We start from the raw sequence: 12,813 nt of genomic DNA, 5'->3' as shown, positions 1-12,813 counted from the left end.
TCACTCCTTCTCGCTGGTCGTGATCGTGATGCCTGCCTCGGCGAGCTCCTCGCACAGGGCGTCGGCCCCGTCGGCGTGCACCGGAGCGGTGAGGTCCCGCAGGATGCGCACGGCCAGGCCCTGGGAGGCGAGGTCGCGTGCGGTCGCCGCGACGCAGTAGCCCAGGGCGAGCCCGACCACGTCGGCGCTCGCGAAGCCGCCCTCGCGCACGACGTCCGTGAAGGGGCGTGCCCGGTCGCCGTCGCCGACGCCTCCCTCGAGGGCGCTGTAGGCGGGCATGCCGTAGCCCTTGCGCACGCGCAGCACGAGCGGGGCGGCGGAGGAGGTGCGGGGGCCGAGCTCCTCGAGCAGGGCGCCGATGGCGGGAGCGAGCTCCTCCCCCGGCGTGCCGGCGACGCAGTGCGGCGGCCACGAGTCGACGAAGTCCGGGGTCGCGGAGAAGTGGCCGCCGTTGTCGATGTCGCCGCGGTGATGGTCCTGGGAGACGGCGAGCGCCGCATAGGCGCCGGCCTCGCGCCGGGCGTACGCGGCGATGCTGTCGGCCACCGCGAAGCCGCCGTCGACGCCGAGGGCGCCGCCCTCGCAGAAGTCGTTCTGGACGTCGACGATCACGAGCAGCCGCGGGGCCGCCGGCGTCGGGGTCGTGGTGCTCATGCCTGCTCCCACTCCTCGCTCGTGCGGAAGGCCTCGCCGTGGGCGATCTTCGCGGCGCGCGGCGGGAGGGCCGCGATGGCCGCGGCGGCCCGCTGCCGGGCACGCTCGGTGCCCGCGCGGTCCTGGGCGAGGAAGTCGCCGTGGTCCACGAGGGTCTCGTGCACCCCGGTCGCGCCGTCGGGCACGGTGCCGTCGAGGGTCCACACCTCACGGCCGTCCTCGAAGCGCGACACGGTCTTGTCGCCGCCGGTGGAGGTCTTGGAGGTGGACTTCTTGGCGACCGATCGCATGGAGCCGTCGGCGCCCTCGATCGCGACGAGCTTGTAGACCATGCCGGCGGTCGCGGCGCCGGAGCCGGTGGCCACGCGCGTGCCCACGCCGTAGATGTCGATGGGGGCGCCCTGCAGCTCCTCGATGAGGTACTCGTCGAGGTCGCTCGTCACCGAGACCTTCGTGTCCGGGGCACCGAGGGAGTCGAGCAGGTCGCGGGCCTTGCGCGACTCGACGAGCAGGTCGCCCGAGTCGAGGCGGATGGCTCGCAGGCCCGTCCCGGCGACGTCGATCGCGGTGCGGATGCCCTCGGCGATGTCGTAGGTGTCCACGAGGATCGTGGTGTCGGGACCGGACTGGGCGACCTGCGCCGCGAAGGCCTCGCGCTCGCTGGGCCGGGCGAGCACCGAGGCGTGGGCGGCGGTGCCCGCGACCGGCACGCCGAAGCTGCGACCGGCCTCGAGGTTGGACGTGGTCGCGAAGCCGGCGACGTACGCCGCGCGGGCCGCGGCCACCGCCGCCCGCTCGTGCACGCGCCGCGACCCCATCTCGATGAGCGGACGGCCCTGGGCGGCGATCACCATGCGCGCCGCGGCGCTCGCGACGGCCGAGTCGTGGTTGAGGACCGACAGCACGACGGTCTCGAGGATGAGCGCCTCCCCGAAGGTGCCGTGCACGGTGAGCACGGGCGTGTGGGGCCAGTACACCTCGCCCTCGGGCAGGGCGGTGATGGTGCCGGTGAAGCGGAAGTCCGCGAGGTGGGCCGCGGTGGCCTCGGAGACGATGCGGTGGTCGCGCAGGAAGCGCAGGTCGGCCTCGTCGAAGCGGAAGTCGCGCAGCAGGTCGAGGAGGCGGCCGGTGCCGCCGACCATGCCGAAGCGCCGTCCGGCGGGCAGCCGGCGCGAGAAGGTCTCGAAGACCGCGCGGCGGGAGACGGTCCCGTCGGCGATCGCCGCGTCGAGCATCGTCAGCTCGTACATGTCGGTCAGCAGCGCGGTGGTCATGGGCGCCTCCCAGGCGGGGTCCGTGTCACCGTGACACTAACAGCGGTGCGCACGGCCGTCCACGCCTTCGCCGATCCGACTCGGCGGCGCGGCCTGGGCACGTAGGCTGAGGCAGTGAGCACAACGACTTCCAGCACGGCAGACCGGATCATCTGGGTGGACTGCGAGATGACCGGACTCGACAAGCAGCGCGACGCGCTCGTCGAGATCGCGGTCCTCGTCACCGACGGCGATCTGACCATCCTCGGCCCCGGCGTCGACGTCGTCATCAAGCCGCCGGCCGAGGCCCTCGCGCAGATGAACGACTTCGTCCGGGCCATGCACACCGACTCGGGGCTCATCGACGAGCTCGACGGCGGCATGAGCCTCGAGGACGCCCAGGCCGAGTGCCTGGGCTACGTGCGCCAGTACTGCCCCGAGCCCGGCAAGGCGCCGCTCGCGGGCAACAGCGTCGGCACCGACCGCGTGTTCCTCGACAAGGAGGTGCCCGAGTTCGCCGACTGGCTGTCCTACCGCACCATCGACGTGTCGAGCCTCAAGGAGCTCGCCAAGCGCTGGTTCCCCCGCGTCTTCTACAACACGCCCGCCAAGCACGGCGGCCACCGCGCTCTCGCGGACATCCGCGAGTCCATCCAGGAGCTCAAGTTCTATCGAGAGGTTCTCATGGTCCCCGAACCCGGTCCCACGTCGGAGCAGGTGCGCACCGCCGCGCGCCGCTTCGAGATCACCCCTGACGGCGAGCCGGTGCAGGCCGGCTCGCTCCCGGCGCCGCATCCTGCCGTGCCGTGGCTGGATCTGCCCGCCCACCGCACGTGGCTCGAGGGCGAGGCCGACGAGCTGCTCGTGTTCGGCTCCGAGGCCGTGCGCGACGACGGCGGCTTCGCGTGGCTCGACGAGACCGGCGCGCCGGATCTGTCGCGTCCGTCGGAGCTGTGGATCACGTGCCGCATGACCCACTGCTTCGCGCTCGGCCACCTCATGGGCCGGCCCGACTTCGGGCGCTTCGCCGACCACGGGATCGCGTCGCTGCGCGGCGTGTTCCGCGACGAGGTCAACGGCGGCTGGTACGCCGCGGTGGCCGACGGCAAGCCCGTGGACGACTCCAAGCAGGCCTACGCGCACGCCTTCGTGGTGCTGGCCGCGTCGTCGGCGACGGCCGCGGGGCGTCCCGGGGCGCAGGCGCTGCTCGACGAGGCGCTCGCCGTGCTCGACGAGAGGTTCTTCGACGAGAAGGCCGGCATGAGCGTGGACGTGTACAACCGCGACTTCTCCGAGCTCGAGGAGTACCGCGGGATCAATGCCAACATGCACACCGTCGAGGCGCTGCTCGCGGCGGCCGACGTGACGGGCGAGCGGAAGTGGCTCGATCGCGCGGTCGGGATCCTGACCCGCGCGATCGACGAGTTCGCGCGCGGCAACGACTGGGCGCTGCCCGAGCATTTCGATGTCGAGTGGACGCCGCTGTTGGAGTACAACCGGTCCGAGCCCAACCACCCGTTCCGGCCCTACGGCGCGACCGTCGGGCACTGGATCGAGTGGGCGCGCCTGGCTCTGCAGGCCCGTGCCGCGCTGATCGGCCTCGACGGGAGCGCGCCGGAGTGGATGCTCGAGGCCTCGACCGCGCTCCTGGACAAGGCCGCGGCGACGTGGGGCATCGACGGCGAGCCCGGCTTCGTCTACACGGTGGACTGGGACGGCGAGCCCGTCGCCCACGAGCGCATGCACTGGGTTGCGGCGGAGGCCGTCGGCGCCGCGTCGACGATGTACCGCGTGACCGGCGAGCGGATCTGGGCCGAACGCTACGAGCATTGGTGGGAGTACATCTCCACCTACCTGCTCGATGCAGAGCAGGGCTCGTGGTTCCACGAGCTCGATGCCGACAACGTCGTGCAGGGCAACACGTGGCCCGGCAAGCCCGACATCTACCACGCCCTGCAGGCCACGCTCCTGCCCCGCCTGCCCGTGACGCCCACGTTCGCAGCGGCGCTGCGCGACGGGAAGCTCGACGCCGACCTGCGCTGAGGTCAGGCGCCGCAGGAACGACGCGGCCGACTGGGGAGAGGACTCCCCGGTCGGCCGCGTCGTCTGTATGGACGGGGGTTGTGGTGCGACGCGCTGGCCCGGACGTCAGTCGCCGAGGGCGGTCTCGAGGCGCTCGACCTTCGCGTCCAGCTGGCCCTCGTAGCCGGAGCGGATGTCGGCCTTGAGCACGAGGGACACCCGGGTGCCGTAGGGGGCGACGGCGGCGGTGGCGCGCTTGACGACGTCCATCACCTCGTCCCACTCCCCCTCGATCTCCGTGAACATGCTGCTCGTGCGGTTGGGGAGGCCGGACTCGCGCACGACGCGGACCGCGGCGGCGACGGCGTCGTGCACGCTCGCGGCGTCGGATCCCGGCGCGAGGTCGCGCTGGACGGACGGGTCGGACGGAGTGCCGGTGGGCTGGAGGGAGAAGGCGACGATCATGTCTCCAGCCTGGTCCGCCGACGGGAGCGCCGCAAGGGCGCAGGTGGTCAGGGTTCGGGCGTTCAGGGTTCGGGCGTCGGCGCTCCGGGGGTGGAGGAGGCACGGAAGTCCTCGAGCTCCCGGCGTACCGCTGCCCGCACGACGCGGTACAGGACCATCAGAAAGATGATCAGACCTATCAGCCAGCCCAGCAGGCCGACGACGACACCGATGACCTCTGCCGATCCCATACCCATGTGCTGACCTCCGCGTGGTCTCCGCTGCGGCCGCAGCGAGCAGCCGGTCGGATCACCCTATCGATGACGACGGCCCGTGCGACACGATTCACAGCCCCCGCGCGCCGTGCTCGTCGTGGAGCACCCGGTCCAGCCGGTATGCTGGTCACTCGTTGCGGCCTGCGCCGCACATGGTGGTCGTAGCTCAGTTGGTAGAGCTCCTGGTTGTGGTCCAGGCGGTCGCGGGTTCAAATCCCGTCGATCACCCCAAACGGGTCAGGTGTGAACTCGCGACCAAGGGTCCGCCCTTGGTCGCGGGGTCAGTCTGGCCCATTTTCTTTGCCTTGGCGGCCCAGCTCAGGGCGTCGGCATGGAGGCCGGGGATGCTCAGCCCGTCGTACGGGTTGTGGTAGCCGACCCGCACGTCGTTGTCCTCGTCGATGTAGATCGTTTTGAACAGCGCCTGGTTGAGGAGGCGACGATTCGGATCGTCGGCGCGTTCGTAGATGTCGGCGGCGTTCGACAGCAATGACAGTGAGTCCTCGAGGTTCTCTCTCGCGTCGGCGTAGTGGCCGTGGTGCGCGGTGATCCGGTACTCGATGGTCTCCAATGAAGCGGTGATCCGGTCCTGCTCTCGCTTGAGCAGGTCGAGCGGGATCGCCCCTGCGTAGTGAGCCTGGAGCAGCTTCTGTTGCTCGCCTCCGAGCTGTGCCCTCCGGGATGCGAGGTCGGCGAGTTCGGCGGCTCCTTCGGCCATCATTTCGTCGAACCGGGCGTGAATCATCGCCGAGACCGCCTCGATCGTTTCTGGGTCGATCTGCACCTTGGCGTAGAAGCGTTCGATGAGTCGTTCCACCTGCTCGATCAGCATCGCCTGTCGGGTGCAGTCGCCCCTGCCGCCGTGCCGGCTCGCGCACACGAAGTACGGGTAGATCGTGCCTTGGCTGCTCTTCGCGTTACACACGATCAGTCGCGAGCCGCACTGCCCGCAGAACACCGTCCCCTTCAAGTAGTGCTCGTGCACCTGCGTTGCGTCCGCGGCCGAGCGGTGTGTGCCGAGCACGGTCTAAACCTGGTCCCACACTTCGTTGGGGACGATGGCCTCGTGTGCTCCGGCGTAGGTGACGCCTTGGTAGCGCACGCTGCCCTTGTAGTACGGGTGAAGCGTCCTGGGTTCTGTTCCGAGTCTCAGCAAGGAGAATCGTAGTATGCCCAAGAAGTTCAGTCCCGAGCTGCGTGACCGCGCCGTGCGGATGGTCTACGAGCGCCAGGCCCGCGAGGGAGGCCCGCGCGCAGAGTCGATCCGGGCCATCGCACCCCAACTCGGTGTCGGCCTGGAGACCCTGCGGATCTGGTGCAACCGCTACGGCCCCACCGAACCAGTCACCGGCAGCGGCGAGTCACTCGAGGAGGAGAACCGGCGTTTGCGCCGTGAACTGGCTGAATCCCGCCGTGCCAACGAGATCCTCAAAGCGGCCTCGGCTTTTTTCGCCGCGGAACTCGACCGCCCCACGACGAGATGATCCGGTTCATCGATGAGCACCGTGATCAGTTCGGGGTCGAGGCCATCTGCCGCGCGCTCAGCGCGACAGAGTGTGGGTTCATCACCTCCCGCGGCTACCGGGCCGCCAAGACGCGCCCAGCCTCGGCCAGGGCGCTGCGGGATGAGGTTCTCCTGCCGGAGATCCGGCGCATCCATGCCGAGAACTACAGCGTCTACGGGGTGCGGAAGATGCATCACGCGATGCGGCGCGCTGGCTGGGATGTGGGCCGTGACCAGGTCGCCCGGCTCATGCGAGGAGCTGGCCTTCAGGGGGTACGGCGTGGCCGGAAGCCGGTCACCACATACCCCACTCACGTGCCCGATGCCCGCCCGGATCTGGTCGAGCGGTGCTTTACTGCAGAGCAGCCGAACCGCCTGTGGGTCGCTGACATCACCTACGTGCGGATCCTCGCCGGATTCTGCTACGTCGCGTTCATCACCGACGTATGCACTCGCAAGATCGTCGGATGGGCGGTCGCTGCGACCCTCCATACCGACGGCCTGCCCCTGCTGGCGCTGGAGCACGCACTGCTGACCAGTGGTGCCGTGCGCTGCCAGAGCGGACTGATCCATCACAGCGACCGCGGGGCCCACTATGTTTCGTTGGCCTACTCCGATGCGCTGATCACCGCCGGGGTCACCGCCTCAGTCGGCTCCGTCGGAGACTCCTACGACAACGCCCTGGCCGAGACCGTGAACGGCCTGTTCAAGGCCGAGCTGATCCACTCCCAGCGGATCTGGGAGTCCACCCAGGCGGTCGAGATCGCCACCATGGGCTGGGTCCACTGGTGGAACACCGAGCGTCTGCACGAAGCGCTCGGCTACCGCACCCCCGCGGAAGTCGAAGCGTCCTACACTCACCCCACGACGACCGCGCCCGCGACCGTCTAACCACGGAACAAAGCCCAGGGCGCTTCAATCACTCGCAGGCTCCTCCGCGAGGCCTGGACCACCCACCGCTAGGCCACCCGCCCGACCCGACGACCATGACCTAATAGCGGAACCTCTTACTCATCCTCCACGGCTAGGCGCAGGTGGTCATCGCCCTACACGGATACCACAAGGCTTTGCCGCATGTTGGCAATGACCAGGCGCCGGTAACCAGTCGCGAGAAGATCGTCGCTTCCCACGGCGGACAGCGCACTTTTAGACACCTCCTGCGTTCGTCAAACGAAGCGGTCCGGGATCATTCCCGGTTTCAGCCCGGACCGCCGCGATCCGTCGACGACGTCGAGTGCTTCACCCTGGCCTGGATCGACAGGTACAACAGCGCCCGCCCGCACACCCGCCTCGGCAACGCCCCACCCGCCGAGTACGAGGCAGCGCACTGCGCTGAGCCTACCAAGTCATCGCGACCGGCAATGACACCTGCATAGACGTGGCATCAACGCGTAGATGTTTCAGTTTCTTCTGTGCTGGGGCTGTGTCAGGTGCTGGACCGGGTGTAGGCAGCGGCGCGCACCACATCTTCGTCCTCCAGTCCAGCTCCTAGTGCTCCGCCCACGGTGGCCAGGCTGGCGGTGAGCCAGCTGATCTTCGCGTAGTCCAAAGCGTTCACTGGGTGACCGGCGACACCGGCCAGTACCTGCTCGTCGATGAGCAGCAGCGCGCCGACCCAGGACAGGATGAATAAGACGAGGTAGAACACCACAACCCCGATGGCCACGGTCGCGGTGGTGGCCAAATTGAACAGGATCACCTGCTCACGTTGGGCTCGCCGCCGTGGGCGCTCCCACAAGTCGGCTCCCAGGATCAGGGTGGCACTCACCGCCCCGATCGCCATCACCGCCAGCAGGACCAGGCGCACCGGCCCGTAGGCCATGGCCAGTACCCATAGGTCCGAGGCCACCAATGTCAGCATGCCGGTGGCCGTTGCCACGACCAGCGCCCGGGAGAGCCGGGCCACGAAGGCCCAAGGCTGGTTGGCGCGGATCATGCCCAGCAGCAACCGCACGTTGCTGCTCAGCACTCGGGCCGTGAACTGCACGACGTTGTCATCCGGGCGTTCGTCGAGATCGGTGGACAGCTGGTGGGCTCTTCGAGCAAGATCCCGCTGGGCGTTGAGGTCTTCGGCGTCGTAGCCCAGGAGCTGCCCGACCACGTGCACGGTGGTCTCTTGCACCTTCTGCCGCACGTGCACGGCTCCCAGGGCTGGGACGGAGACCAGTCCCACCCCGTGCACGGGGCTGAGCTGGGTGAGCACCGGACGTCGGCCGGTCTTCAGGGGGATCTCGGTGAGCACCACGGCCAAATCCCAGTTCTCCTCCAGCACGCGGTTTCGGGCCGCCTCCAGCAGGTCCAAGGTCTCGGTGGGTGGATCGACCAGCCGGTCTTCGGCCATCTTCAGTTGCCAGCGCACTCCCGGATACCGCTGCACCAAAATCTCGCGCACCGAGGTGGTGACCTCGGGGCCGAGCACCGCACTCAGGGATGGTGAGACCACCAGGCCGATGAGCAGCTCGGCATCGGAAAGGGGTTCGGCAGGATTAGCAGTCACCGCTCCATGGTGAGGCAACCACGGGCCGGACTGCCACTGGCTCGATGGGGCCCCCAAGGTTTCGTGCAGCACCGCGGGCCGGATTCGGTGGTCGCCTCGATCCCGGAAAGAGCGGTGCTGCTCACTGCGAAATCCTCTCCCCGCCGACGCCGCCAGCGCGAAGACATCACAGCCAGCGGGCCCGGGACCTGCCGGTGTCGAGGACGGCTTCTCGATGATGCTGCAGTGACGGATCGGTTGAAGTGCTTCGGCGGTGTGGGAGCAGTGATCAGCGTGGGCCGGTCGATTCCGTTCGGACAGGTGATGCATCGACTGCCCAGCGGCAGGTGCGGTACTGATGCGGGGGTACCCGGTGCAGGGGTGTCAAGGCCCAGCTCCGAAGACGGCAAGCCGGGCACGTGAAAGGCGAATTATGGCCCGCCGCAACCCGAGCGGGAAGGCATGTGTGGCACGAGGCGCCGAAGACGGGCCGGGTGTTGACTGCAGAGATAAATATGCTTATCCTGGTAAGGTCCGCGACATTCTGTAAGGCCCTGAGAGCGGGCCCGTCGCTGGTTCACCACGGACCGACGGGCTCGGGGACGGGGCTGAGGACCCGGAGAGGAGCCACGGCCGTGGCCGAGCTGATGCGCAAGGACCTTGATGCGTTCGGGTCTTTCTGTTGTCTGCTGGAGACCGGGGCCAACTACACTCTGTGACTGCGGGCCTGGTCCGCGCGCAAGGTCGGATCGTCACCACGAAAGGAAACGATGAGCATGTCCCATCCCTCCCCTCTTCCACCCACTGCTTCGGCTCATTACCAGGTCCTGCGCACAGTGCCCTCCTATGACCAGGCTCAGCGCCTTGTCGATCGACTCTCCGACGCCGGGTTCCCGGTTGAGCACGTGCGCTTGGTCGGCACCGATCTGCGCCTGGTTGAACAGGTCACCGGGCGGATGACCTACGGCAAGGCCGCCCTGTACGGGGCCGCCTCCGGGGCCTGGCTGGGATTGCTCATTGGCTTGCTGTTGGGTCTTTTCACGGTCGTGGGGTGGCTGTCGGTAATCCTGTGGGCGGTGCTCCTGGGCGCGGTGTGGGGGCTGATCTTCGGGTTGCTGGGCCACGCGGCCACCGGCGGGCGCCGGGACTTCAGTAGCGTCCAGGGCCTGGAGGCGTCCTCCTACGAGATCCTCGTGGAGGCCGAGTACGTCGAGGCGGCCACGGCCAAGCTCGACGCCAGCCGTCCCACGACTTGACCGCCAAAGGCCCGGGCCCGGACCGGGTGCTGGCCCACGCCCGAGTAAGTGCTGAGGGCCGTGGCCCTCTGCGCTCCCCCGACACTCACCGCTGGGGCGGATTCAGGAGCGGATCTCGCCGGGAAGCAGGGACGTCGGCGTGCCTGAATCGCCCCGGGTTTGTTAGAGGCTCGCAAGTGCCGCGTCGGCGGGTGCCGGTGCGGGGTGGTTGTGATGGTAGGTGTCCTCGAGCTCGACGGGCGGGATCATGCCGATCTCGCCGTGAAGTCGCCGGTGATTGAACCAGTCGATGTATTCCGCGGTCGCGATCTCGAGGTCGTCGATGTTCTTCCAGGGCCCGCGGTTGCGGACCAGTTCAGCCTTGAACAGCGAGTTGAAGGCCTCGGCCAGGGCATTGTCATACGAGTCGCCGGTGGAGCCGACCGAGTCGGCCGCGCCGGCCTCAGCAAGACGCTCGGTGTAGCGGATGGCGACGTACTGAACGCCCTTATCGCTGTGGTGCGTGAGCCCGGAGACGGCCTGGCCTGCGTGATCGCGGGTCCAGATGCCCATCTCGAGCGCGTCCAACGCGAGGTCCGTCCGCAGCGACTTCGACAGCTGCCAGCCGACCACGCGGCGGGAGAACACATCGATGACGAACGCGGCATACACCCAGCCGGCGAAGGTGCGGCAGTAGGTGATGTCCGCGACCCACAACTGGTTCGGAGCGGTCGCGGTGAAGTCACGTTCGACCAGGTCAGGACGATTATCCGGGCCACGACCGGAGATCGTGGTGCGCGGGCCCTTGGCCCGGCTGACCCCTCGCAACCCCGCGCCGCGCATGAGCCGCTCGACCGTGCAACGCGCGATGACGACGCCCTCGCGGCGCAGCTGGGCGTGGACCTTCTTCGCCCCGTAGACGCCGAAGTTCGCCGCATGGACGCGGTGGATCTCGACCAGCAGTTCCTCGTCGCGTAGTGCTCGCTTCGAGGGTGGGCGGGTCTTGAACGCGTAGTACGTGCTCGGCGCGATCTGCGTGCCCGCTGCGGTCAGCGTTCGACAGATCGGCTCGACGCCGAACTCATGCCTGTACTGGTCGATGTACTCCACGATCAACGCTGTGGGCGGTCGAGCTCCGCCGCGAAAAAAGCCGAGGCTGACCTCAGGATCGAGTTCGCCCTGCGCAGCTCACGCACTTCCTTCTCCAGCTCGACCAGGCGCTGGGACTCGCTGGTCGTGGTCCCGGGACGGTGCCCCTCGTCAACCTCGGCCTGCACGACCCAGTTCCTCAGAGTCTCAGGATTGATCCCGAGCTGCTCGCCCACACGGCGAAACGTTCCCGACCTCGTCGATGGATCGCGCCGTGACTGAACTGCCATCCTCGTGGCTCTCTCCCGAAGCTCGTCGGGGTACTTCCTCGGTGCTGCCATGCTCCTCATCCTCCCGTGGATTCAGAGCCTCCACCAGACCCGGGGCGATTCAGTCCGCGGCGCGCACCACAAGGTGCACACGGGAGGACGTGCGGGCAAAAAATAGTGCGGCCTGTCCGGCGGAGTTGCCGCCGCCGACAACAGCGACAGGTGTGTCTACGCACATCCGCGCTTCCTGCGCTGTTGCCGCGTAGAACAAGTTCGAGGTCTGGAACCGGTCCAGCCCCGCGGCGGGAAGCGAGCGGTATCGCACCCCGGTGGCAAGGACCACCACATCTGAGGTGACCTCACTGCCATCTTCGAAGATCACCCGGAAGCGGTCCTCATCTTCCACGACCTCCTGGACCGTGGTCGGGATGTCCAACGTGGCACCGAACTTGCGCACTTGCAGGAGGCTGCGGTCGGCGAGCTCAGTGCCGGAGATTCCGGCGGGAAACCCCAGATAGTTTTCGATCTTCGCTGACGTTCCCGCCTGCCCGCCGGTGGCGACCGCGTCGCACAGGTAGACCGACAACCCATCGGAGGCTGCGTACACCGCCGCGGCAAGACCAGCCGGCCCAGCGCCGACGACCACCACATCGCAGGTGGCCGGTGGGGCGGGCGGGCGCATCCCCAACTCTTCGGCAAGCCGTGCCGGGGTGGCACCCAGGACGGTGCGCGAGCCGCCGAGGATCACCAGCGGGAAGTCGGCGACGGTGGCGCCGAGCTGGCGGACCAGCCGCTCCGCTTTCTCGTCCTCATCCAGGTCCACCAGCCGGTGGGGCAGCCGGTTTCGTGCGATGAAGTCCAGCAGATCCCGGGTCCGCGGGGAGAAGCAGGAGCCGACGATCCGCAGGCCCGCTCCCGCCCCGATGGCCAGGGAGCGGCGGATGAGGTAGGCCCGCAGGATGATCTCACCCAACAGCAGATCCGAGGTGACGATGGCCTCCAGCTCATCGACGGGCACCTCCACCACCTCGGCGGCGCCGATGGCGGAGACGAACACGAAAGACGGTTGTCCTTCCAGCAGCCCGACATCCCCCACGAACCGGCCGCGGCCGTGCACCTCGACCGCCAACGACTCATCGGAGTGACGCGGATCCGCCGCAAGCTCGGTGTCCGCCGTCAGCAGGTGCCCTTCCAGGACGACATAGAGGGAGGACGGGTGCTCGCCGGGCTGGATGAGAACCTCCCCGTCGGTGAGTGTGCGGCGCTGCCCTCGTACGAGCAGCACCGCGATCTGCTCGTCGCTGAGCCGTGGGAAGGCGCCGATGGTGTCAGGCGTCTCGGCCTGAGCGACCTGGCGGCGGTTGGCGGCGGGCGTGTCACTCATAGGTACGCTTCGTCCACGTAGCACCAGCTCCAGTTCTCCCCCAGCTCCAGCGACCGCACGATGGGGTGCCCCGCCGTGAGCGCATGCGTGCGGGCGTGCCGCATCGGGGAGGAGTCGCAGCACCCGACCTTCCCGCAGGTGCGGCACATCCGCAGGTGCAGCCAGGGCGTGCCGGCCGCCACGCAGTCCTCACATGACCCGGGTGTCC

General features: G+C 68.5%; 13 protein-coding genes, 1 tRNA gene and 2 other annotated features. Of the genes, 5 read left to right on the top strand and 9 right to left on the bottom strand.

Annotated features, from left to right (window positions below):
- Together BRM3_RS09765 and BRM3_RS09760 are read right to left on the bottom strand one after the other, a co-directional pair.
- Nucleotides 1-654 carry an isochorismatase family protein gene (locus BRM3_RS09765; RefSeq protein WP_263593135.1) on the bottom strand — a complete coding sequence of 218 codons (654 nt, stop codon included), beginning with the start codon at nt 652-654 and terminating at the stop codon, nt 1-3.
- Nucleotides 651-1,928: a nicotinate phosphoribosyltransferase gene (locus BRM3_RS09760; RefSeq protein WP_263593134.1), complete on the bottom strand. Its 1,278-nt coding sequence runs from the start codon at nt 1,926-1,928 to the stop codon at nt 651-653. Before BRM3_RS09760 ends, BRM3_RS09765 begins: the two co-directional genes overlap by 4 nt.
- A 114-nt stretch (nt 1,929-2,042) precedes the next feature.
- Between BRM3_RS09760 and orn the strand changes: the two genes are divergently transcribed.
- Nucleotides 2,043-3,950 (top strand): oligoribonuclease, encoded by a 1,908-nt coding sequence (orn, locus tag BRM3_RS09755; protein ID WP_263593133.1) that lies wholly within the window; start codon nt 2,043-2,045, stop codon nt 3,948-3,950.
- A 105-nt stretch (nt 3,951-4,055) separates the two neighbouring features.
- Here orn and BRM3_RS09750 read toward each other — a convergent pair whose 3' ends face one another.
- Both BRM3_RS09750 and BRM3_RS09745 read right to left on the bottom strand, forming a co-directional pair.
- The gene (locus tag BRM3_RS09750; protein ID WP_263593132.1) at nt 4,056-4,394 is read right to left on the bottom strand and encodes a thiamine-binding protein; all 339 of its coding nucleotides are present in this window, start codon (nt 4,392-4,394) and stop codon (nt 4,056-4,058) included.
- A gap of 62 nt (nt 4,395-4,456) precedes the next feature.
- Nucleotides 4,457-4,630: a hypothetical protein gene (locus BRM3_RS09745; RefSeq protein ID WP_263593131.1), complete on the bottom strand. Its 174-nt coding sequence runs from the start codon at nt 4,628-4,630 to the stop codon at nt 4,457-4,459.
- Between the two features lie 173 nt (nt 4,631-4,803).
- On the opposite strand from BRM3_RS09745, the gene BRM3_RS09740 reads away from it, so the two are divergent.
- Nucleotides 4,804-4,879 (top strand) — tRNA-His (locus tag BRM3_RS09740).
- On the opposite strand, the gene BRM3_RS09735 is transcribed toward BRM3_RS09740, so the two are convergent.
- The gene (locus tag BRM3_RS09735) at nt 4,872-5,672 is read right to left on the bottom strand and encodes a zinc ribbon domain-containing protein (protein ID WP_263593130.1); all 801 of its coding nucleotides are present in this window, start codon (nt 5,670-5,672) and stop codon (nt 4,872-4,874) included. The genes BRM3_RS09740 and BRM3_RS09735 overlap by 8 nt on opposite strands.
- A 145-nt stretch (nt 5,673-5,817) precedes the next feature.
- On the opposite strand from BRM3_RS09735, the gene BRM3_RS09730 reads away from it, so the two are divergent.
- Together BRM3_RS09730 and BRM3_RS15155 are read left to right on the top strand one after the other, a co-directional pair.
- Nucleotides 5,818-7,043 (top strand): IS3 family transposase gene (locus tag BRM3_RS09730; protein WP_263593129.1). Its coding sequence is split into 2 segments (ribosomal slippage): nt 5,818-6,091 and nt 6,091-7,043, totalling 1,227 coding nucleotides; the frame shifts between segments, so codons are not numbered across the junction.
- Nucleotides 6,090-6,186: a sequence feature (AL1L pseudoknot), on the top strand. Its footprint overlaps the gene before it by 97 nt.
- A gap of 143 nt (nt 7,044-7,186) precedes the next feature.
- On the top strand, nt 7,187-7,528 hold the full coding sequence (locus BRM3_RS15155) for an integrase core domain-containing protein (protein WP_161971385.1): 342 nt from the start codon (nt 7,187-7,189) through the stop codon (nt 7,526-7,528).
- Nucleotides 7,529-7,578: 50 nt separating this feature from the next.
- On the opposite strand, the gene BRM3_RS09725 is transcribed toward BRM3_RS15155, so the two are convergent.
- On the bottom strand, nt 7,579-8,649 hold the full coding sequence (locus BRM3_RS09725; protein WP_263593128.1) for a hypothetical protein: 1,071 nt from the start codon (nt 8,647-8,649) through the stop codon (nt 7,579-7,581).
- 755 nt (nt 8,650-9,404) lie between these two features.
- Between BRM3_RS09725 and BRM3_RS09720 the strand changes: the two genes are divergently transcribed.
- Nucleotides 9,405-9,884: a general stress protein gene (locus tag BRM3_RS09720; RefSeq protein ID WP_094393349.1), complete on the top strand. Its 480-nt coding sequence runs from the start codon at nt 9,405-9,407 to the stop codon at nt 9,882-9,884.
- Between the two features lie 162 nt (nt 9,885-10,046).
- Here BRM3_RS09720 and BRM3_RS09715 read toward each other — a convergent pair.
- The 3 genes from BRM3_RS09715 to BRM3_RS09705 form a co-directional block, all read right to left on the bottom strand.
- Nucleotides 10,047-11,293, bottom strand: a protein-coding gene (locus tag BRM3_RS09715) for an IS3 family transposase (RefSeq protein WP_263593127.1) whose coding sequence is annotated in 2 segments (ribosomal slippage) — nt 10,047-11,008 and nt 11,008-11,293 — 1,248 coding nt in all. Because the reading frame shifts where the segments join, the coding sequence is not laid out codon by codon here.
- Nucleotides 10,887-11,015: a sequence feature (AL1L pseudoknot), on the bottom strand. It overlaps the preceding gene by 129 nt.
- A 49-nt stretch (nt 11,294-11,342) precedes the next feature.
- Nucleotides 11,343-12,605 carry an FAD-dependent oxidoreductase gene (locus BRM3_RS09710; RefSeq protein WP_263593126.1) on the bottom strand — a complete coding sequence of 421 codons (1,263 nt, stop codon included), beginning with the start codon at nt 12,603-12,605 and terminating at the stop codon, nt 11,343-11,345.
- Entirely contained in the window at nt 12,602-12,754 is a 153-nt protein-coding gene (locus BRM3_RS09705) for a UBP-type zinc finger domain-containing protein (protein ID WP_229778846.1), read from the bottom strand. The genes BRM3_RS09710 and BRM3_RS09705 overlap by 4 nt, the downstream gene beginning before the upstream one ends.
- Between the last annotated feature and the right edge of the window lie 59 nt (nt 12,755-12,813).

The sequence above is a fragment of the Brachybacterium huguangmaarense genome, assembly GCF_025725725.1.
Classification (GTDB): Bacteria; Actinomycetota; Actinomycetes; order Actinomycetales; family Dermabacteraceae; genus Brachybacterium; species Brachybacterium huguangmaarense.
Note: the sequence above shows the minus strand (reverse complement) of the source record. Positions and strands in the feature narration are given on the sequence as shown.

Bases quoted from the DNA above. Each gene is read 5' to 3' on its own strand.
- BRM3_RS09760 (WP_263593134.1), bottom strand. From the start codon at position 1,928: ATGACCACCGCGCTGCTGACCGACATGTACGAGCTGACGATGCTCGAC.
- BRM3_RS09750 (WP_263593132.1), bottom strand. From the start codon at position 4,394: ATGATCGTCGCCTTCTCCCTCCAGCCCACCGGCACTCCGTCCGACCCG.
- BRM3_RS09710 (WP_263593126.1), bottom strand. From the start codon at position 12,605: ATGAGTGACACGCCCGCCGCCAACCGCCGCCAGGTCGCTCAGGCCGAG.
- BRM3_RS09720 (WP_094393349.1), top strand. From the start codon at position 9,405: ATGTCCCATCCCTCCCCTCTTCCACCCACTGCTTCGGCTCATTACCAG.
- BRM3_RS09705 (WP_229778846.1), bottom strand. From the start codon at position 12,754: ATGTGCCGCACCTGCGGGAAGGTCGGGTGCTGCGACTCCTCCCCGATG.
- BRM3_RS09745 (WP_263593131.1), bottom strand. From the start codon at position 4,630: ATGGGTATGGGATCGGCAGAGGTCATCGGTGTCGTCGTCGGCCTGCTG.
- BRM3_RS09765 (WP_263593135.1), bottom strand. From the start codon at position 654: ATGAGCACCACGACCCCGACGCCGGCGGCCCCGCGGCTGCTCGTGATC.